Origin of the sequence: Marinobacter sp. DS40M6 (assembly GCF_028581595.1) — a bacterium.
Lineage (GTDB): Bacteria > Pseudomonadota > Gammaproteobacteria > Pseudomonadales > Oleiphilaceae > Marinobacter > Marinobacter salarius.
Window position 1 is genome coordinate 19,344 of record NZ_JAFCAE010000001.1, and the last position, 19,787, is coordinate 39,130.

Genomic DNA, 19,787 nt, shown 5'->3' on the forward strand with positions numbered 1-19,787 from the left:
ACCTGCCAGCAATGGCAGAATTCGAATCAAGAGTTCGGATTATTCGCCGCTTTCGTCCGTGGCCAGCTCAAGCTCCTGGAGGAGTTTGTCGCGGGCGTCATCGTTGTCCAGCAGTTCCTGCAGCTTGGATCGGAACGATGGCACGTTACCCAGCGGGCCCTTGAGGGCAACCAGGGCTTCACGAAGCTCAATCAGCTTCTTCAGCTCAGGTACCTGACGGGAAATGCTATCCGGGGAAAAGTCGTCCAGCGTCTGGAACTCGAGGTTAACCGGCAATTCTTCGGCTTCTTCGTCCAGCTTGTTGGTGACCGTGGTGGAGAGGGTGAGACCGGCTTCCGACATCACAGAACGGAAGTTGTTCTTGTCGACGGAAATCGCCTTACGGTCTTCGATCGGAGTTTCTTCGGCTTGCCCCTTGAAGTCACCAACGACAAACATCTTCAGCGGCAGTTCTGTTTCAGCCTGCTGATCACCGGTGGCGGGGACATACTTGATATTGATGCGCTCTTTCGGCGCGACGGAACCGTCTTTTGAAGACATGCGCTTGCTCCCTGTGGTCCATGTGCAAACTCAGTTGCGGTGTTACAGTCCATTGTGCGCACCATCCTGGCACGCTACAGGCAGAACTCTACACAGGATAAATCGGGTACTCAAGCAAAAATTGGCCAGCTTCTGGCAATATTTCGACCCCGGGCAAAGAATTGCCAACCATTCGACATCCCGGGGCCTTTCACAACAATGACCTATCGCAACTAGCGACGCTTTGGCGTCCAGGCCCAGATCATTTCAATCTCGATCGGCTGCTGGCCTTCGCTGTCGTGGATGGTCACCGGCACCGAGGTTTCGCCCTTCTCTTCGGTCAGCATACGCTCACGCTGCTCAGCGGTAAGGTACGCCTCCACCTTCATATCGCCTTTGGCACGGCGGGTGTATTCGGCATGCGCGGTTTTGATCACGGGCACCTTGTCATCCGGCACGTTCAGACCGACGAGAAAGCCCGTAGCGGATTCCGCCAACAACAGGGAAGCCACGGCATGTACGCCCTTGATGTGATTCTGGACCCTGCGCTTGTTCTTCAGGGAGATCACGCAACGTTCCTGATCGAGGGCTTCAATGCGAATGCCGGTGGTACCAGTGAACGGAACCGCCTTGCCGAAAAACAGCGACAAAGCCTTGGGCCGGGCAAATTCCGGCAACTGATTGATCTTGGCAACAATGCTTGCCAGTTTGTTGGCGGCGGCCATGGGGCATCTCCGTTTATCTTAAAAGAAGGATGCGGACAATACCCCATTCGTCGAAGGATTGGAACGATCGGCCAATGACGGTCACACTGTCTCTGGATATACTCTTCCGCATCGTGAATATCGGATTCAACACCAGAAAAGGAACCGCCATATGAGTGACCTGAAAACCCGCTTTGACGAAGCCGTCAACTACATCCAGAACGCCGAGGGCGACTTCAAACCCTCCAACGAACTCAAGCTGGAGTTCTATGCCCTCTACAAGCAGGCCACCGAAGGTGATGTCAGTGGCAAACGCCCGGGCATGATGGATTTTGTCGGCCGCGCCAAGTACGACGCCTGGGAAAAGGTCAAGGGCACCTCCTCCGAGGAAGCCATGCAGAAGTACATCGATAAGCTGGAATCCCTGAAGTAACCCGTAGTCCAGCTTGATCGGGAGCAGCCGCCGCACCGACGGTTCTGCTCCCACTCAATTTCCCTCGCAAAAGTTTTGCGGCGGTCAAACGATTGTCATAAGATGCGCGCATCATAAGAACAACAATTCACACGGAAGACGCATCATGGATATCACCGAGGCGCTGGAACAGTCGCAGCCCGGGCTTGTCAGTCGAGTGACTGGCGCCATCCGCAAACATCAGCTTAACCACCGCGCAGAGCAAACCTATCTCCACTGGATTTCCCGGTTCGTGCTTTTCCACGACCTGAAAAATCCGGAAACGCTGCAACCCGGCGACCGGCAATTATTCCTGGCTTACCTGAGCGAACGCCTGGAAGTGTCACGGGCACGCCTCAATCAGGCCAAACAGGCGCTGGCGTTCTTCTACGAAGATGTGTTGGGCAGAACTGAGCCCGAGGGCATTGTTGCCGCCTGAACCCTCGCGGCAGACGAATTATCGTTCCGTCGTTGTGGTATTGAACGCGCCGTAGTTCCGATTGGTCGGTGGGCGGATAATGTAGTTGTCGCCGTGGGTTTGCCCGGGAATGGACTTGGGGTTGCTGAAGCGGAATTCGACCGGAATTTCGCTTCGCCCGAGATCCGTGCGTGGATCACGGGGCTGAAGGGCAAGGGGATCCAGGTAGAAATCCTCGTCCGTTCGCGGCTGCACGGGCACGCCAGCCGCCGGCGCTTCCAGGCCACCTTCGATCACGGTATTGGCCAGAGACTCTTCTTCCATGGAGTTGAACGGAATGGTTTCCAGCGTTGAACGCTCTTCATAGTTGAAGGCGCCACCCTCGACGGTTTCTTCGCCGGTTTGGGCCCACACCAGAGGTGACAACGCCACCACCAGCACGGTCGCGCCGATCATAGTCCTTTTTGTATCGAATCCGCCCATAACGACTGCCTTTTTATGTCATGCCGAGCCTGACCATTATTTGAACAAATACATCTCAGGCTGACAATTTTTGATCAGTCTATCGCCAAAAACGACAAAAAACCCGGTCAGTCGCCAGTTTTGTGACACTCCTCACTTGTCGGGCGTTAGCGGTTCATAATGAATGTTGGTGATCACAACGTGATTCCAGCCATCCGGTGTTCGCACCCCCACCTCGTCGTCAATGCGTTTGCCCAAAAGCGCACGCGCCATGGGAGAGTCGATGCTCAGGTAACCGCGAGACAGATCGAACTCATCCGGCCCAACCAGCCGGTAAGTGCTTTCGTCGCCGCCTTCGTTTTCGATGGTCACCCAGGCGCCAAAAAACACTTTGCCCCGGTCATCAGGCAGACGATCCACCACCGTCAGCTCATCAAGCCGCTTGGTCAGGAAGCGCACGCGTCGATCAATTTCCCGCAACTGTTTCTTGCCATAGATGTACTCGGCGTTCTCTGAGCGATCGCCCTGAGCGGCTGCTTCCCGCACCGCCTGCGTCACTTCCGGACGCTTCTCCTTCCAGAGAAAACGCAATTCCTCACGAAGAGCCTGCTCGCCCTCCGCGGTTATGTAGCGGGTTCTGGCCATAGAAAAACCACCGTGTAGACATAAAAAAACCCCGTAAAAACGGGGTAAGGCTAGCGCTGTGCTGGAGGGAGAAGCAAGCGGAGTTTCCGCTGGCTTCCTTAGCTACACCTTCCATTTTCCACAGAACAGGTTACACAGTGGTGGCGGCCGAATTACGTTTTGGTCAGGGCCAGATTAGGTTGCGCACTCTAGACGCAGGCGTTAGCGTTCAATTAACTGAATTTCCGATTTAACGTCCAAGCACGGGATACCAGAATGAACACCAAAAAGCTTCTCAACACGGCCCTCAATGGTCTCGACAGTATCGGCTATCGGCTTGACCAATACGGCATCACCGGCAAGCTGAACCGTCATAACCTGGCGGCGTTTATCATGCTGGAACAGAAACATCTGGAAGGTGAGTGGGACAGCATCCAGGCCAAATTCGATCGTCGCCGCTCACAGGTAGACACGCTGCTGAAGCCAGTGATCAGCCGCGTAAATCAGTTCCGCGGCGCATCCAGCAACTGATCAAACGCCCCTGAGCTCCCCCGGGGAGCTCTGTTCTCCGGCTTCCGAAGCGGAAATGGTCTGGGTGTCTTTCAGACGTTTCCGGTTCGGCGAGTAGGCGGGCAACCGAATGGTGACCATCAGCCCCGGATAATCTTCCCCTGGGTGATGATCGCTCAATGAGATAACACCCTGGTGGATCTCCGCGACCGCGCTGACAAGGCTGAGCCCAAGGCCGTTGCCGGGCAATGACCGGCTTTTGCCAACCCGGTAGAAGCGCTGGAACACCTGGTCTTTTTCGTCATCGGGGATACCGATGCCACTGTCCCCAACCTCGAAAATCGCGTCGTTGCCATCCTTGCGTACGTTTACCCGGATCTCGCCTTGTTCCGGGGTGTACTTGATAGCGTTATCAATCAGGTTACTGACCATCTGGAACAGCAGGTCCCGATCGCCCTCGATCACCACATGATCTTCCAGGGACTGCTCGAACTGCTGCTCTTTGTCTTCCGCCAACGCTTCATACAGCTCACACGCATCGCTAACCAGCTCTCCCAGGGGTACCTGCTGCATGTCCGCTGTATTGCCACGGGTTTCCAAACGCGCGATCCGAAGCAGGGCATTGAAGGTGGCCAACAACTGGTCCGCCTCTGCCACGGCCTTGCCGGCCTGCTCCCGGGCCTCGTCGTTGTCTACCGACATAAGGGTGTTTTCAAGCTGATTGCGCAGCCGGGTCAGCGGGGTTCTTAAATCGTGGGCGATGCTGTCGGACACATGCCGGATACCTTCCATCAGGTAAACAATGCGATCCAGCATCTGGTTCAGGTTTTCCGCCAGCTGGTCGAAGTCGTCGTCGGTACCTCGGGTTGGTATACGCAGGGACAGATGCCCATTCATGATGCGCCGGGAAGTGTTGTTGATGACTTCAATGCGCCGCGTGGTGCTCCGGCTCATCAGGAACCCGCCTAACAGCGCCAGCGCCAGGGTAATGCCCATCCCCCAGTTAATGGCGGTTTCGATCACCCGTTTCAGGTTAGTGAGCTCGTCCACATCACGGCCCACCAACAGGCGCAGGCCACCCTGCACTTCGAAAATGCGAGCCCGTGCGAGTCGCTCCGGACCATTCCAGCCCACTGACGGATTCAGGGTGAAATTGATCCAGCCGCTGTCAGAGCGAGAACCCTTGGGCCAGTTTTCGATGTTACCGGCGAGCTTGACGAAGTCGTCCGTCGTCAACAGATAGATGGATTTGGCGTTGGGGTCGCGGGCAACACGCTCGCGGATGATGGAAATAAGGCCATTGATACCGCTGCCACGGTATTGCTCCGCGAGGCCGGCAATCTCGGCCTCGATGGTCTCATCGGTCTGGGCAGTCATGAACCCTGCCGTGCGCCAGTAGATAAACGCCAGCAGCAAAAAAACCGAGGTGGCGAACACCACCATGTACAGCAGGGCTAACTGGAACGATGAGGTTCTGAGCTGGCTAAGCAGTTTCACGCAACATGTACCCTGCACCCCGTATGGTCTGCAGCAAGGGGGTCTCGAATTCCTTGTCGATCTTCGCCCTCAGACGGCTGATGTGTACGTCGATGACGTTGGTCTGGGGGTCGAAATGATAGTCCCATACTTTTTCGAGCAACATGGTACGAGTGACCACCTGCCCGGCATTTCGCATGAGATATTCCAGCAGACGGAACTCCCGGGGCTGAACATCAATGTTGTGCCCGGCCCGCTTAACGGTTCTGGCAAGCAGGTCCATTTCCAGATCTGCCACCCGCAGCACGGTCTCGGTTTCCGCAGACTGGCGATTACGGCGCACCAGGGATTCGATACGGGCCAGCAGCTCGGTGAAAGAGAACGGTTTGGTCAGATAGTCATCGCCACCACCACGCAGGCCTTCCACCCGGTCATCCACATCGCCCAGGGCGCTAAGGATCAACACTGGAACCTGGTTGCCAGTGGCACGCACCGTTTTGATGATCGACAGGCCGTCCATACCTGGCAACATGCGGTCCACAATCATGATGTCGTAGTCTTCGCTGGCGGCCATCATCATGCCTTCCTTGCCATCCGCCGCGTGGTCCACGACAAAATCAGACTCTTTCAGCCCTTTAACAAGGTAGTTTGCCACGTCCTGATCGTCTTCAATTACCAGTGCTTTCACCGGTTTTCCTCCCGATAGCGGATTACATTAACAGCTAGGGTACGAAGAACATCCGTTGCCGACCAGTTACGATCTTGTAAGAGGGTGTCGCCAATGGCGACGGTCACGACATACCCCGAACCAGCCTAGTCTCGACACCGTATAGCCCGCAAGGCAATATTCCACGTTCATCCAACCACCATAGCCCAGGCGGTCCAGCGCTGCGAAAACATTCCGAAAGTTAATCTCACCCGCGCCGTGCTCCTGCATTTCACCTCGGCAAACAGCATGGAGACATTCATAGCGAGCCTGCTACTTGCGCTTGATGGCCGACGAAGAACCCAACAATGCCCCGTTGAGATGCTCCAGTTCCAGCAACAAACCACTGTGATCCACATCGCTGTGCCCGTTGGCGATCAGGCTTTGATACTCATTATGCACCTGCTGCGATAGCGGCAGGGTCAGACCCTCGGAACGGGCCTCATCCAGAATCATCCGCAGGTCCTTCAACTGAATTCGCGCCGGTGCACCGGGCGAAAAGTCCCGGTCAATCATCCGCTGACCGTGCAACTCCAGAATCCGACTGCCCGCAAAACCGCCCATCAGCGCCTCCCGAACAGCGGCAGGATCAGCCCCACCCTTCGCTGCCAGCAACAACGCCTCTGACACCGCGCCAATGGTAATCCCCACGATCGCCTGATTCGCCAGCTTCGCCAGTTGCCCCGCCCCTACCGGACCAATGGGCGTGCATTTCCCCAGCACCTCAAAAACCGGCCGCACCCGCTCAACGTCTGCGCCAGAACCACCGGCCATAATACTCAGCGTTGCCTGCTCGGCGCCGACAGTGCCGCCGGACACAGGCGCATCCAAATACCCGGCCCCCTGCTCCTTAGCCAAAGCCGCATGGCGTCGCGCCAGCGACGGCTGAACCGAACTCATATCAATATAGACCGCCCCGGCCTTGAGCGCCGCGATACCGCGTTGGGCCACCATCACGTCATCCACCACATCGCCGTTCTCCAGCATGGTGATGACGATGTCGGCATCTCGAACCGCGTCTTCCGGTGTACCGGCAATGGTAGCTTCATCGGCAAAAGGCTCGCACTTACTCCCCGTCCGATTCCACAACGTCATTGGATAACCCGCATCCAACAAATTCCGAACCATGGGCGCACCCATGAGGCCAACACCAAGGAAGGCTATATGAAACCGATTTTCAGTCATTTGTTCTTACCCAAGGTTTGCTCTAAAAGAGTATACAAACAAAAACGCCACCAACCCCGCAAAGGGTGGTGGCGTTCTGACAAACCCCAAGTCAACTAAGGGTTAAGCCGCCTCTTCTTCCGTTGTCATATGCAGACGAATCTTCTTCATGGCGTTTTTCTCCAACTGACGAATACGCTCAGCGGAAACACCATATCGGTCAGCCAGCTCATGCAGTGTCGACTTGCTATCCGACAACCAGCGCTCACGAAGGATATCCTGGCTACGCTCATCCAACTGCCCCAGCGCCGCCATCAGACGACCATTGGAATCGTCCGTCCAGTCTGATTGCTCCAACTGCGTGGCCGGATTGCTGCGCTTGTCTTCCAGATAATACGCCGGCGCCTGATAAGCATTGTCGTCGTCATCATCCTGGGGGCCATCGAACGCCGTATCGTGGGAAGCCAGACGGCCTTCCATCTCCCGCACAACCTTGGGCTCAACCCCAAGATCACTGGCCACGGCATTAACCTCATCATGGCTCAACCACGCCAGACGCTTCTTCTGGCTGCGCAGGTTAAAGAACAACTTACGCTGCGCCTTGGTGGTCGCCACTTTCACGATGCGCCAGTTGCGCAGGATAAACTCGTGAATCTCGGCCTTGATCCAGTGCACTGCAAAGGACACCAGGCGAACACCGTATTCCGGATTGAAACGCTTGACCGCCTTCATCAGGCCTACGTTACCTTCCTGGATCAAATCTGCCTGGGACAGCCCATAACCCGCATAGCTGCGGGCAATGTGGATCACGAAGCGCAGATGCGAAAGAACCAACTCACGCGCGGCTTCCACATCACCATCGTAATGCAGTCGCTCGGCGAGCTTGCGCTCTTCCTCGACAGACAGTACCGGAATGCGGCTGGCCGCCTGGATATAGGACTCAAGGTTGGCACCCGGAACCAGTCTGTCGATGATCTGTAAACTCGTACCCATGTCTTATCCTCCGAACATGACGACCGATAAATATAGCAACTCTAATTCAGCCCGCCAAGCACTCTGCAAATAACCCAAATTTCCATCTAAACTGTTTCAAATCAACAAACTGGAAATCTGGCTGCCTTCGAATTCTATCTTCAAGCTACGCCGAAACCTGTATTGGCTTCAATACGGTATTTCCGAGATCGGAGATCATCCGCCGGCAATTTCCCCCGGCTCAATGTCATCCAGATGGCGCTTGACGGCAACCCAGGCGCCTAACCAGCCTAACAGCATGGCTGCAATTATCAACGCCAGCGCGCCATCGACGCTCAGCCCGCTCAGGGAAAACTCACTGCGGTACAACCCGGCTAGCCGCTCCACTGGGCCACTGAGCCACCAGAGCGACACCTGGAGCAGGATAAAGGCCACAATGCCACCGCCCAGGCCAAACCAGGCCCCCGTATAGAGGAACGGCCGGCGCACGAAAGCGTCGGTGCCACCCACCAACTTTGCCACCAGAATTTCGTCGCGGCGATTTTCAATCGCAAGGCGAACGGTATTGCCAATCACCAGCACCACGGCGGCCGCCAACAACAGCGCCAGCGCCCAGACGGCACGGCCCAACAGGTCGGTCATGGCGTTCAGACGCTGCAACCAGCCGAGATCCACCTGTACCCGGTCAACACCGTCCAGCCCTTCAATAACCTTCAGCAGCATTTCCACGCCGTCGGCGGTGCGGGAACCTTCACTGGGTGTGACCAGCAGAGTATGGGGAAGCGGGTTTCCGTCCAGGTAATCGAGGGCGTCTTCAAGGCCGGAAGAAGCGCGGAACTCTTCCAGCGCAGTCTCACGGTCGATCAGCTCGACTTCCGCCACCCGGCTGTCATCAGCCACCTCGGCTTTCAATGACCGGGCATCTTCAATAGAAACGGTGTCACTCAGATAGGCCGTCACCCTCGCCGAGCTTTCCCAGCCGGCACTGACGCCTTCCAGACTGGCCAGCAACAGCATGAGCGCCACTGGCAGCGCCAGCGCCACGCCCATCACCGTCCAGGTCATCATGCTCGCCACTGGTGAGTGCCAAAGACGCTGCGCGCTGTCCCGGGCCACCTTACGATGATGATTCAGGTAACTTTCGGCCTGCTGGCGCCAGGGAGAACGGGCACTTTTGGCGCCCCGGGCAGGCTGCCGTCGGGGATCGTTAGCCATGAAGCCCCCCTTTTGCGCCAACGCCTGTCACCAGCCGACCATGATCGAGAGTCAACGTACGGCGACCAAGATCGTTAATCAGTGCAATATCGTGGGTAGCAATCAACACCGTGACCCCGACCTGACTGAATTCCGCAAACAGCCGCATGATATCGGCAGACAATTCCGGGTCCAGGTTACCGGTGGGCTCATCCGCCAACAGTACCGGGGGCTTGTTCACCACGGCACGGGCAATGCCCACCCGCTGCTGCTCACCCCCGGATAGCTGCATCGGGTTCATCTTTTCCTTGCTCAACAACCCCACCTTGTCCAGAGCGGCCCGCACGCGGCGACCGATATCCCGGGCCGGGGTGCCCATCACCTCCAAAGGCATGGCGACGTTGTCGAACACGGTGCGATCAAACAATAACTGGTGATTCTGGAACACCACACCGATGTGTCGGCGGATGTACGGCACCTGACGGCGCGGCAGGGTATTGAGCACCTGCCCGCCCACAATCACCTCGCCGGCGCTGGGGCGCTCCATCACCATAATCAGCTTTAGCAGCGTACTTTTGCCAGCACCGGAATGCCCCGTAAGAAACGCCAACTCACCACGCTCCAGGCCGAAATTGACCTGACGCAACGCGGTATGGTCGCTGTCATAACGTTTGGTGACCTGGCGGAACTCGATCATTGAAGGTTACTTATCCGGGCTTTCATCAAACAGCGCATCCACAAAGGTGCGGGCATCGAAGCTGCGCAGGTCGTCTACCTGCTCCCCCACACCAATGTAACGGATGGGTAGCTGCAACTGCCGGGCGATGGCAAACACAATACCACCCTTGGCCGTGCCGTCCAGCTTGGTCAGGGTAATGCCGCTGACCCCCACCGCCTGCTGGAACACCTGGGCCTGACTCAAAGCATTCTGGCCGGTGCCGGCGTCCAGAACCAGCATGACTTCGTGGGGCGCGGACTCATCCAGCTTCTTCATGACCCGCACAACCTTCTCCAGCTCGCTCATCAGGTTGTCTTTGTTCTGAAGGCGGCCGGCGGTGTCCGCAATCACCACATCCACACCACGGGACTGCGCAGACTGAACAGCATCAAAGATGACGGATGCGCTGTCGGCGCCGGTATGCTGGGCCACGACGGGAACGTCATTACGCTCGCCCCACACCTGCAACTGCTCAACCGCCGCGGCACGGAAGGTATCCCCCGCCGCCAGCATCACCGACTTGCCGTCCCGCTGAAAAAGCTTGGTGAGCTTACCGATCGTAGTGGTTTTACCAACACCGTTCACACCCACCATCAGGATGACGTAGGGCTTTTTGCCGGCTTCAATTTCCAGGGGCTTTGTCACATCCGCCAGCAGGCCATGGAGCTCATCCCTCAGGGCCTTGCGCAGGGCTTCGCCGTCCTTGAGCTGGTTGCGCTCCAGTTTGTCGGTGAGCGACTCAATGATTTCCGACGTGGCGGTCACACCCACATCCGCCATCAGCAAGGTGGTCTCGATTTCCTCGAGCAGGTCCTCGTCTACCTTTTTGCCGATGGAAAACAGATCCGCAAAACCACCGGTCAGATTGGCACGGGTTTTACCCAACCCATTGCGGATACGCTCGAAAACACTGACCTGAGGTGCTTCCGGCTCTGGCTCAGGCTCAGGCTCCGGCGTTGTCGGGGTTTCAGCGGGCGTTTCCTTATCAGCAAGCTTTTCAGGTGCTTCCGCGACCGGCGCGCTATCGGGCTCGGACTTAGGCTCCGCCTTCTCCTCCGACCCGGATTTCGGGGCAGCACCTTCCGGAGCCTCCGGCTTCTTCTGGGGCACCGGCTTTGGCCGGGGTATACGCTGACGGTTTGCCGCCACATCCAGAACAAACACAAGGACAAGAAGGGCCAGAAGGCCGATAGCAATCCACTCTGCCGTCATAGTCATACCATTGATCGTCGATTCGCGGGATACAAGAAAGGCGGTATTCTAGCAGACTGACCGGCCTAAGTGATGGCCGCAGGTGACTCGCCCCATAAACCTTCGTAACATGGCGCAACCTGCACCGGCAGGCGTACCAAACCATGCTCGAGAGGCCTCATCCCCATGGCGCGCACCCAGAAACCCAGGCCAGCCAGCAACGGCGGCGAACTCCGCATCATCGGCGGCGACTGGCGCAGCCGCAAACTCCGCTTCCCCGAAGCCGGCGGCGTGCGCCCAACTCCCGCCCGCACCCGCGAAACCCTCTTCAACTGGTTAACGCACCACCTCGCCGGCAGCCGCTGCCTCGACCTCTTCGCCGGCTCCGGCGCCCTCGGCCTCGAAGCCCTCTCCCGAGGCGCTGGCACAACCGTCTTCGTCGATTACACGCCCGCACTCGCCCAGGCTCTGAGAAGCAACCTGCGCCTATTGAAATCAGAAAACGGAGAAGTGGCCTGCCAGACCGTCGACACCTACCTGGCCCAGCCACCGGCCAAACCCGTCGACATCCTGTTCATGGACCCGCCGTTCCGCCAGGGCTGGCTGGAAAAACTGCTCCCGATGATCGCGGACAATGGTTGGGTAAAACCGGGAAGCTGGGTCTACGTGGAACACGAAAGCGAGATGCAGACACCCACAGCACCAGCCAACTGGACCCTGCATCGACAAAAAACAGCAGGCCAGGTGACCTACTGTTTATTCAGAGTAGAAGAATCAGAACCTGTCTGAAGAAACCGCAACAGCGACCCCGAAGTGGTCAGACGGTCTCGGGGTGGGGTGCCTTTTCTGCCGGGAAAAGGTGTCTGAGCAAAGCGAGTTCTTTTCCCAGAAGAAAAGGCACCCCACCTCGGGACCAGACACCTGAACCCTCAGGCTACAAGGAGAATTACGGAGAAGGCCGAAGAGAATAAGCCCGCAAATGCGCCGCAAAGTCTTCCAGATAACGAATGCCACTGGCCTCCGCCTCCCGGCACCACTCCATCAGCGCATGCAACTTCTCCTGCGGCTTCAAACCACGGCGACGCCACAACTCCTGCAACTCATTACTCTTCTCATAAATCTGCCGCAGCACCGCATTGCTCTCCAGAGCAATTTCCAGGTGCTCCTTCTCCTTCGGCTTGATCAACGTCACCTCACGGGACAGCAACCGCTTCAGACTGCGATAACGCGGACGAATCTCCTCATCCATCACCGCCTTCTGCTGACGCAACACCGGCTCCATCACCCGCTTACGATACTGACGCATAATATCGAACCGGCTGTTGGTAATGGCCTGAACCGTCTCGACATCCACTTCCTGCTTACCAGGTACATAATGTGCGATCGGCTTGAAGCCCTTGGGATTCGCCAACCGGAAGAACTGGAACAGACGAATATAGCCCCAGCCAATATCCACTTCATACCAGCGGCGAGACAGCTTGGAGGAATTGGGATAGGTGTGGTGATTATTGTGCAGCTCTTCGCCGCCAATCAGGATGCCCCAGGGCGAAATGTTGCGGGCGTTATCGCTGCATTCGAAATTGCGATACCCCATAAAGTGCCCGATGCCATTGACCACACCGGCCGCCCAGACCGGAATCCACATCATCTGCACCGCCCAGATCCAGATACCGTGAACACCGAACAGCAGCAGATCAATCACCGCCATCAGTTGAATGCCCAGCAGTTTATAGCGGCTATACACGTTGTTCTCTACCCAGTCTTCCGGGGTGCGCTGGCCATAACGCTCCAGAGTTTCTGGCGTACCGGCCTCGTCGTACAGTTCGGCACCTTCAAGCAGCACCTTGCGGACACCCAGGACCACCGGGCTGTGAGGGTCTTCCTCGGTTTCGCACTTGGCGTGATGTTTACGGTGAATCGCCGTCCACTGCTTGGTGTTCTGGGCCGTGGTCAGCCACAGCCAGAAGCGGAAAAAATGCGCCAGCACCGGATGAAGATCCAGCGAGTTGTGGGCAGAATGACGATGCAGGTAAAGCGTAACGCTGATAATTGTGATGTGGGTAAGCCCCAGCGCAACCAGAATCAGCTGCATCACCGAAAGGTCCAGAAGACCGTTGTACCACATAGAGTTTTCCTCGTTCGAAATCCGGGTCCGGCACTGCCCGACAAACCGTATTGAGCCACTTTAGCGTACAGTTGTTAGCCCGAACAACCGCATTTGGATGCGAATTTGTTACCGATTACACTTATCCGTTACCGCCCGTGCCGCTGGAGTATATCCCTTTGCCCGAATTGCCCGAAGTAGAAACCACCCGACGCGGCATCGCCCCCCATTGTGAAAACCGGACCATCACTCAGGTAACCGTGCGCGACGGGCGCCTGCGCTGGCCCGTGCCGGGCAACCTCGCGGAACTGATCGAAGGCTCTGTCATCCACACCGTGGACCGCCGGGCCAAATACCTGCTGATTGGCGTAAGCTCGGCCACCGTTGCCGGAACATTGATCGTGCACCTGGGCATGTCCGGCAGCCTGCGGGTGATCACCGATCAGAGTGAGCCCCTACTTCATGACCACGTGGAACTGACACTCGACAACGGCATTCGCCTGCGCTTCAACGACCCCCGCCGCTTTGGTTGCTGGCTCTGGTCCGAAACACCGGACCAGCATCCACTGATCGCCAGCCTGGGGCCGGAACCCCTGGCACCGGAATTCAACGGGCGCCTGCTCTATCGACTCTCGCGGGGCAAGAAGACACCGGTAAAATCCTTCATCATGGACAACCATGTGGTGGTGGGCGTGGGCAACATCTATGCAAACGAAGCCTTGTTCAAGGCCGGCATCCACCCCCGTCGCGCCGCCGGCCGCATCAGCCTGGACCGCTACAACCGCCTGGTGGAAGCCATCCGCGAAACGCTCAGTGCGGCCATTCTCATGGGTGGAACCACCCTGCGGGACTTTGTGAACAGCGATGGCAAACCGGGCTATTTTGCCCAGTCGCTGCTGGTGTATGGCCGTAATGGCGAGTCCTGCCGCGAGTGCGGCCATCCGCTGAAGGAAATCCGGATGAACCAGCGCTCGACGGTTTACTGCGGAAAATGCCAGCGCTGAACGGCGGCCAGACAACTAATGAAACAGAAAAATCGTTTGAAAATACGCAAATATGATTCATAGTTAACAGAGTATCCATAATCGTAAGCTACACTGTGCGGTATATGTATCGTCAGCCATCCAAGGCAGGGCGACCATCGGCCAGATCAGAACGCCGACAAGCTAAGGTAAGCTCAGGAGAAACAAGAAATGACCGGTAAGATTTCCCACATCGTTATTACAGCCGTAGCGGTTTGCCTGCTGGCTTTTTCCTCCGTCGGCCACGCTCAAGCCATCGACGAAGAGCCTACAGCACTGGCAATGACAGGCGATGCGCTGTTTGTTCGCCCGGCCCTGTTTGCCACCACCATCGTGGGAAGCGTGGTTTACCTGGTATCCCTGCCGTTCTCCGCACTGGGCGGTAACGCAGCGGAAGCCGGCGAAGTCCTGGTTGTTGGCCCGGCCAAAGCCACCTTTGTTCGCTGCCTCGGTTGTACTCGCACCGGCAGGAAACAACAGCCCATTGAACAAAACGGTAACTGATCCGTAAAAACCCGCCTTGCCAATTTGCGCATTCTTCGGCAGCCTGACGTTTAACCAACTTCAGGCTGTTTTTGTTTATGGTGAACTGGCACTCCCTTGAGACGGTGTTCCTGGATATGGACGGAACACTGCTCGACCTGCATTTCGACAACCATTTCTGGCTCGAGCACCTGCCCAGGCGTTACGCCGAGTACAACAATCTCAGCCCGGAAGAAGCCCGTGACACTATCATTCCGATGATCATGGCCGAACGTGGTTCTTTGAACTGGTACTGCACCGACTACTGGAGCGACCGGCTGGACATGGACATCACCGGGCTCAAGGCCGAAGTGGGCGAACGCATTGGCTACCGCCCGCATGTGACGGATTTTCTCGATGCCGTCCGTGATACCGGTTTGCGCTCCGTGATTGTCACCAACTGCCATCCGGACCCGCTCAGTTTGAAGCTTCAGCGCACCGGCCTGGACAGCCGGGTGGACAACATCATCTCGAGCCACCAGCTGGGCAAACCCAAGGAAGATCCCGCCTTCTGGCAGGACCTCGCCGGGCTGGAAGCCTATCAGGCCGCCGCAACATTGATGGTGGACGACAGCTTCCCGGTACTGGAAAGCGCCCGCACCGCTGGCATCGCCCAGTGCCTTGCCATTCTGGCACCAGACAGCAGGCAGCCCGCCCGCGACCGGCACCCCGACATCCCCTCGATTCATCATTTTGATGAAATCCTGCCGGCACTGCGTCAGCGCCAACCCCTGCCATCCGGCCAGTGAGCCAGCTATACTATGCGTATACGCTCATCAGGTGAGGAGACATGACGGCAACCACCACTGACGACACCCGCGTAAGACTCGACAAATGGCTGTGGGCAGCACGCTTCTACAAAACCCGCAACCTCGCCAAGCAAGCCATCGAAGGGGGCAAGGTTCACTACAACAGCCAGCGAACCAAACCCGGAAAACTGGTGGAGCCCGGCGCCAAAGTGACCCTGCGGCTGGGCTGGCAGGAATGCATTGTGGTGGTGGACGACATCAGTGACCGGCGCCGGGGCGCCCCCGAAGCCCAGAAGCTCTATCACGAAACCGACGACAGCGTGAAACGCCGGGAAGAACTCTCGTGGCAGCGCAAAACCATGCAGGCGGCGCAGCTACCCCCGGCCAGACGGCCTTCCAAGAAAGACCGACGGGATATACAACGCTTCCGGGAACAGAACGGGCTCTAGCATTCCTGTTTCCCGCCCCAATGATTACCGTTTCCGACTTTAACGCTCAGGAGAAATACCAATGGCATCCCGGGACCAGTTCCAGCGATTTATTTTTGAAGACAGCCAGGTCCGGGGAGCCTGGGTGAAACTGAACGACAGCTACAGTGAAATTGGCAGCCAGGCTCCCTACCCCGCGTCCGTGCGGCGCATGCTGGGCGAATCCCTGGTGGCCAGCGTGCTGATGAGCAGCACCCTCAAGTTTGAAGGCACCCTATCGCTGCAAGCCCAGGGCGAAGGCCCGCTGCGCACACTGATGGCAGAGTGCAGCCATGATCGTTTCATCCGTGGCCTGGCCCGTTACGACGAACACGCTGTGACCGAGGACTCCCTGAATGCGCTGCTGGGCGAGGGCCGCATGGCCATCACCATCTCCCCGGACAAAGGCCAGCGTTACCAGGGCGTGGTGCCCCGGGAAGAGGAAAGCCTGGCCGGCTGCCTGGAAGAATACTTCGAACGCTCCGAGCAGATCCCCACCAGCTTTTTCCTGTTTGCCGATGAAAACTGTAGCGCCGGCCTGATGCTGCAGAAACTGCCCGGCGACACCGAACAGGACTCCGACCTGTGGGATCGCCTTAACCACCTGGCCAGCACCGTCGAAGCCGAAGAACTACTGACCCTGGACAGCGAAACCGTGCTCCATCGCCTGTTCAACGAAGAAACTGTGCGCCTGTTCGATGCCGAGCCCGTCGCCTTCCGCTGCAGCTGCTCGCGGGAGCGAACGCTGGGCGCCCTGGAATCCATCGGCAAGGAGGAGTGCTACAGTATCCTCGACGAGCAGGGTTCCATCGAAATGGACTGCCAGTTCTGTCATCAACACTATCGCTTCGATAGAAATGATATTGATCACCTTTTCACCGGCCATACGTTACACTGAACACCCGGCTGAACGGCCCGGAAGCCAGTCATAGAGCGGTTTCCGGGGCAGTCGTTTTTTACCGGCGTCTCTGGCATAATAGCGCGCCTGAATTGACCCGATTGCTCAGATTTCCGTCAATTTTTAGGGGGGACGGCCTGAGTAATCACGATCACATCCCGAGGGCGAGGTCGAAGTGAGTAACACTTATAATGATCTGAGTGCAGCACAACTGGTTGAGCTGGCACTGGAAAGACGCGAAGGCCAACTGGCCGCAAATGGTTCCCTGGTGGTCAAAACCGGTGAACGTACAGGCCGGTCCCCGAAAGACCGCTACATCGTCGAAGAGCCCAGTACCTCTGACGATATCCATTGGGGCCCCATCAACCGCCCGTTCGATGCGGACAAGTTTGATGCCCTCTGGGATCGCGTTGAAGCCTACATCGCCGAGAAAGACAGCTTTGTAAGCCAGGTACACGTTGGCTCCGACCCGGAACACTACCTGCCGGTGCGCATGACCACCGAAACCGCCTGGCAGAACCTCTTCGGCCAGAATCTGTTTATTCGCCCTGACAGCTTCAACCCGGCCGACAAGCAGGAGTGGCAGATCCTCAACGCCGCCAATTTTGAGTGCGTGCCCGAGCGCGATGGCACCAACAGCAACGGCTGCGTGATCATCAACTTTGCCAAGCGCAAGGTACTGCTGGCAGGCATGCACTACGCCGGCGAAATGAAAAAGGCGATGTTCTCCGTACAGAACTTCCTGCTGCCGGAAAAAGACGTGCTGCCCATGCACTGCTCCGCCAACGTTGGCGAAGACGGCGAAACCTGCCTGTTCTTTGGCCTCTCTGGCACCGGCAAGACCACCCTCTCTGCCGACCCTGATCGCTTCCTGATCGGCGACGACGAGCATGGCTGGGGCCCCGGCACCGTCTTCAACATTGAAGGCGGCTGCTACGCCAAGTGCATCGACCTGAGCCAGAAGAACGAACCCATTATCTGGGACGCCATCCGCTTCGGTGCCATCGTTGAAAACGTCACCATCGACCCGGAAACCCGCGAGCCGGACTACACCGACGTCTCTCTCACCGAAAACTCCCGTTGCGCCTACCCGCTGGAGCACGTTGAGAAACGCGTTATTGAGAACCGCGCCGGCGAGCCGTCACACATCGTCTTCCTGACCTGCGACATGACCGGCGTACTGCCGCCCGTGTCCATCCTCAGCAAGGAAGCCGCGGCCTACCACTTCCTGAGTGGCTACACCGCGCTGGTGGGCTCCACCGAAATGGGCTCTTCGTCCAAGCTGAAAGCCACTTTCTCCACCTGCTTCGGCGCGCCTTTCTTCCCGCGCCCGGCCGGCGTCTACGCCGAGCTGCTGATGAAGCGCATGGATGAGTTTGGCAGCAAGGTCTTCCTGGTGAACACTGGATGGACCGGCGGCCCCTACGGCGTGGGCGAGCGTTTCAGCATCCCCACCACCCGTGGCATCATCGCTGCCATCCAGAATGGCGACCTGGACGATGCCGAAACCGAGCACCTGCCCACCCTGAACGTGGACGTGCCGGTTGACGTACCGGGCGTAGACAACAACCTGCTGAACCCCCGCAACACCTGGGCCAGCAAGGAAGACTACGACGCCAAGGCCGCCGAGCTGATTGGCCAGTTCGTGGAAAACTTCAAGAAGTTTGATGTTTCCGACGCCATCGTGGAGGCCGGGCCGAAAGCGTAAGCCCGCCTTTACTGAAGAAAGCGCCCTGCTCTATGAGCACGGCGCTTTTTTCGTGGCTATCTCACATGAATACATCAAAAAACACTAGAAAGTGGTCACTGCAACCATGATTTTTGCAGGCTTCAATAATCTTTCTATTTTTCCTTCGAAATCAAATTGTGGCGGCAAGTCTCTGGATGAAGATAGCGGTCACTATGACCGCTTTTTCCGGGGTGATGGTTAGGAAAATAGCCGGAACTTATTGACCTGACAGTATTTTCTTCCTAATTTTGGGGAACGTTAGAATTGAGATATTGGTCGCTGAGAATGCCGTCGTGGCGACTCATATATAAATGTTAGGCTAGTGCCCCCGATTGCGCCTGGGTAAATAATTCAATAACATGGAGTTGGCTGCGCGGTTCAGTGCCGCTGTCCGAGAGGGTATGCTCTATTCCTGAGCAATACTCCGAGGTGACAGCGAAAAAATTCTACTGACCAAAAGGTAGAAGCCTGAACTCTGGCCCCAAAAAGCATGAAAAACGTTAATTTTGTCTTTTACCACCCTCATTTAGACCTTATCTCCGATAGAACGATAAGATCTCTTCTCAAAAGAATTTCAACTATCCTCCGCGAGATCCAATACCAGGAGGTTGCTTACCTTATTAGATCTAGCGAGACAACGCCCTCGCAGAAGCAGTCGCTTCGCGACCGATTGGATGGTCAGCTCAATCATATTGAAGCGTATTATCTTGAGAGGTTAGAGAGAGGGAGTCTGACACTCACCGTCACTCTCACGGCCTTCGGGATTTGGCTTTTACAGCAGACCATCGGGGAGTCGATCAAGGAAGCATGGCAGCAGAGTAATATGCACAAAGAGCTGGTGGCCTACCTAAGTGGTCCCCAGCGCAAAGAGGTTTTAGACAGAAATATCGACAGAGTTCTCGATGGCTGGACCTTTGACAATTACGTCATTGAGGATGTGAACAAGACAACCGACGAACAGGGCGAGCTTACTGTTCGAGTTGATCTAAGCACTCCGCCTCAGATCCAGAAACGAATTGAAGAGAACTCGGGCCCTGTCACTATCGACAGCATCATTGAAGATTCTCGAAGAATCATAATCACTTTGAATAAGGATCGTGATGCCTAAGTGCAGGCACGACGACACCCATTACATTGCGCCTTCGGCTCCATTCCGTGAGCGCGCATGCTGCAAGCATTAGGTTTCA

Annotated in this window: 23 protein-coding genes; 11 read left to right on the forward strand and 12 right to left on the reverse strand. The window is 57.0% G+C overall.

Annotation, left to right across the window (positions count from 1 at the left end):
- Positions 1–39: 39 nt before the first annotated feature.
- Positions 40–540: a type VI secretion system contractile sheath small subunit gene (gene tssB / locus JJO78_RS00070; RefSeq protein ID WP_036211254.1), complete on the reverse strand. Its 501-nt coding sequence runs from the start codon at positions 538–540 to the stop codon at positions 40–42.
- 212 nt (positions 541–752) lie between these two features.
- Positions 753–1,244, reverse strand: a complete 492-nt coding sequence (locus JJO78_RS00075) for a DUF4442 domain-containing protein (RefSeq protein ID WP_041333055.1) — start codon at positions 1,242–1,244, stop codon at positions 753–755.
- A gap of 151 nt (positions 1,245–1,395) precedes the next feature.
- Here JJO78_RS00075 and JJO78_RS00080 point away from each other — a divergent pair, with 151 nt between their 5' ends.
- Together JJO78_RS00080 and JJO78_RS00085 are read left to right on the forward strand one after the other, a co-directional pair.
- Positions 1,396–1,656 carry an acyl-CoA-binding protein gene (locus JJO78_RS00080; RefSeq protein WP_036211260.1) on the forward strand — a complete coding sequence of 87 codons (261 nt, stop codon included), beginning with the start codon at positions 1,396–1,398 and terminating at the stop codon, positions 1,654–1,656.
- A gap of 145 nt (positions 1,657–1,801) precedes the next feature.
- Positions 1,802–2,113: a site-specific integrase gene (locus JJO78_RS00085; RefSeq protein WP_036211263.1), complete on the forward strand. Its 312-nt coding sequence runs from the start codon at positions 1,802–1,804 to the stop codon at positions 2,111–2,113.
- An 18-nt stretch (positions 2,114–2,131) separates the two neighbouring features.
- Here JJO78_RS00085 and JJO78_RS00090 read toward each other — a convergent pair whose 3' ends face one another.
- Entirely contained in the window at positions 2,132–2,548 is a 417-nt protein-coding gene (locus JJO78_RS00090; RefSeq protein WP_075195794.1) for a hypothetical protein, read from the reverse strand.
- A 159-nt stretch (positions 2,549–2,707) separates the two neighbouring features.
- Positions 2,708–3,199 (reverse strand): transcription elongation factor GreB, encoded by a 492-nt coding sequence (gene greB / locus JJO78_RS00095; protein WP_036211269.1) that lies wholly within the window; start codon positions 3,197–3,199, stop codon positions 2,708–2,710.
- A gap of 255 nt (positions 3,200–3,454) precedes the next feature.
- Here greB and JJO78_RS00100 point away from each other — a divergent pair, with 255 nt between their 5' ends.
- Positions 3,455–3,709 carry a hypothetical protein gene (locus JJO78_RS00100; RefSeq protein WP_075195795.1) on the forward strand — a complete coding sequence of 85 codons (255 nt, stop codon included), beginning with the start codon at positions 3,455–3,457 and terminating at the stop codon, positions 3,707–3,709.
- On the opposite strand, the gene JJO78_RS00105 is transcribed toward JJO78_RS00100, so the two are convergent.
- From JJO78_RS00105 to ftsY, 7 genes are all read right to left on the reverse strand, one after another.
- Entirely contained in the window at positions 3,710–5,185 is a 1,476-nt protein-coding gene (locus tag JJO78_RS00105; RefSeq protein WP_036211274.1) for a sensor histidine kinase, read from the reverse strand. It abuts the gene before it with no gap.
- Positions 5,172–5,852, reverse strand: a complete 681-nt coding sequence (locus JJO78_RS00110; protein ID WP_007155393.1) for a winged helix-turn-helix domain-containing protein — start codon at positions 5,850–5,852, stop codon at positions 5,172–5,174. Before JJO78_RS00110 ends, JJO78_RS00105 begins: the two co-directional genes overlap by 14 nt.
- Before the next feature lie 291 nt (positions 5,853–6,143).
- The gene (locus tag JJO78_RS00115) at positions 6,144–7,055 is read right to left on the reverse strand and encodes an NAD(P)-dependent oxidoreductase (RefSeq protein ID WP_085678556.1); all 912 of its coding nucleotides are present in this window, start codon (positions 7,053–7,055) and stop codon (positions 6,144–6,146) included.
- Between the two features lie 102 nt (positions 7,056–7,157).
- Positions 7,158–8,027 (reverse strand): RNA polymerase sigma factor RpoH, encoded by an 870-nt coding sequence (rpoH, locus tag JJO78_RS00120; protein ID WP_041333049.1) that lies wholly within the window; start codon positions 8,025–8,027, stop codon positions 7,158–7,160.
- 195 nt (positions 8,028–8,222) lie between these two features.
- Positions 8,223–9,221 (reverse strand): permease-like cell division protein FtsX, encoded by a 999-nt coding sequence (gene ftsX, locus JJO78_RS00125; protein ID WP_273622635.1) that lies wholly within the window; start codon positions 9,219–9,221, stop codon positions 8,223–8,225.
- Positions 9,214–9,897, reverse strand: a complete 684-nt coding sequence (gene ftsE / locus JJO78_RS00130) for a cell division ATP-binding protein FtsE (protein WP_007155690.1) — start codon at positions 9,895–9,897, stop codon at positions 9,214–9,216. Before ftsE ends, ftsX begins: the two co-directional genes overlap by 8 nt.
- A gap of 6 nt (positions 9,898–9,903) precedes the next feature.
- Complete coding sequence (ftsY, locus tag JJO78_RS00135; RefSeq protein WP_273622813.1) at positions 9,904–11,130, reverse strand: signal recognition particle-docking protein FtsY; 1,227 nt, start codon at positions 11,128–11,130, stop codon at positions 9,904–9,906.
- Positions 11,131–11,295: 165 nt separating this feature from the next.
- Here ftsY and rsmD point away from each other — a divergent pair, with 165 nt between their 5' ends.
- Positions 11,296–11,898 (forward strand): 16S rRNA (guanine(966)-N(2))-methyltransferase RsmD, encoded by a 603-nt coding sequence (rsmD, locus tag JJO78_RS00140; protein ID WP_091643181.1) that lies wholly within the window; start codon positions 11,296–11,298, stop codon positions 11,896–11,898.
- A 157-nt stretch (positions 11,899–12,055) separates the two neighbouring features.
- On the opposite strand, the gene JJO78_RS00145 is transcribed toward rsmD, so the two are convergent.
- On the reverse strand, positions 12,056–13,234 hold the full coding sequence (locus JJO78_RS00145) for a DesA family fatty acid desaturase (RefSeq protein ID WP_036211295.1): 1,179 nt from the start codon (positions 13,232–13,234) through the stop codon (positions 12,056–12,058).
- Positions 13,235–13,392: 158 nt separating this feature from the next.
- Between JJO78_RS00145 and mutM the strand changes: the two genes are divergently transcribed.
- The 7 genes from mutM (at position 13,393) to JJO78_RS00180 (ending at position 19,708) form a co-directional block, all read left to right on the forward strand.
- A complete protein-coding gene (gene mutM, locus JJO78_RS00150; RefSeq protein ID WP_036211298.1) occupies positions 13,393–14,217 on the forward strand; it encodes a bifunctional DNA-formamidopyrimidine glycosylase/DNA-(apurinic or apyrimidinic site) lyase in 825 nt (274 codons plus the stop codon).
- A gap of 189 nt (positions 14,218–14,406) precedes the next feature.
- Positions 14,407–14,739 carry a hypothetical protein gene (locus tag JJO78_RS00155; RefSeq protein ID WP_091643179.1) on the forward strand — a complete coding sequence of 111 codons (333 nt, stop codon included), beginning with the start codon at positions 14,407–14,409 and terminating at the stop codon, positions 14,737–14,739.
- Positions 14,740–14,816: 77 nt separating this feature from the next.
- Entirely contained in the window at positions 14,817–15,506 is a 690-nt protein-coding gene (gene yrfG / locus JJO78_RS00160; protein ID WP_036211304.1) for a GMP/IMP nucleotidase, read from the forward strand.
- Positions 15,507–15,547: 41 nt separating this feature from the next.
- Positions 15,548–15,955, forward strand: coding sequence for a ribosome-associated heat shock protein Hsp15 (gene hslR / locus JJO78_RS00165; RefSeq protein WP_036211307.1), 408 nt, complete (start codon positions 15,548–15,550; stop codon positions 15,953–15,955).
- Between the two features lie 61 nt (positions 15,956–16,016).
- Positions 16,017–16,871, forward strand: a complete 855-nt coding sequence (gene hslO, locus JJO78_RS00170) for an Hsp33 family molecular chaperone HslO (protein WP_075195800.1) — start codon at positions 16,017–16,019, stop codon at positions 16,869–16,871.
- A 175-nt stretch (positions 16,872–17,046) separates the two neighbouring features.
- Positions 17,047–18,579: a phosphoenolpyruvate carboxykinase gene (locus JJO78_RS00175; RefSeq protein ID WP_075195801.1), complete on the forward strand. Its 1,533-nt coding sequence runs from the start codon at positions 17,047–17,049 to the stop codon at positions 18,577–18,579.
- Between the two features lie 511 nt (positions 18,580–19,090).
- Complete coding sequence (locus JJO78_RS00180) at positions 19,091–19,708, forward strand: hypothetical protein (RefSeq protein ID WP_091643177.1); 618 nt, start codon at positions 19,091–19,093, stop codon at positions 19,706–19,708.
- Positions 19,709–19,787 lie beyond the last annotated feature (79 nt).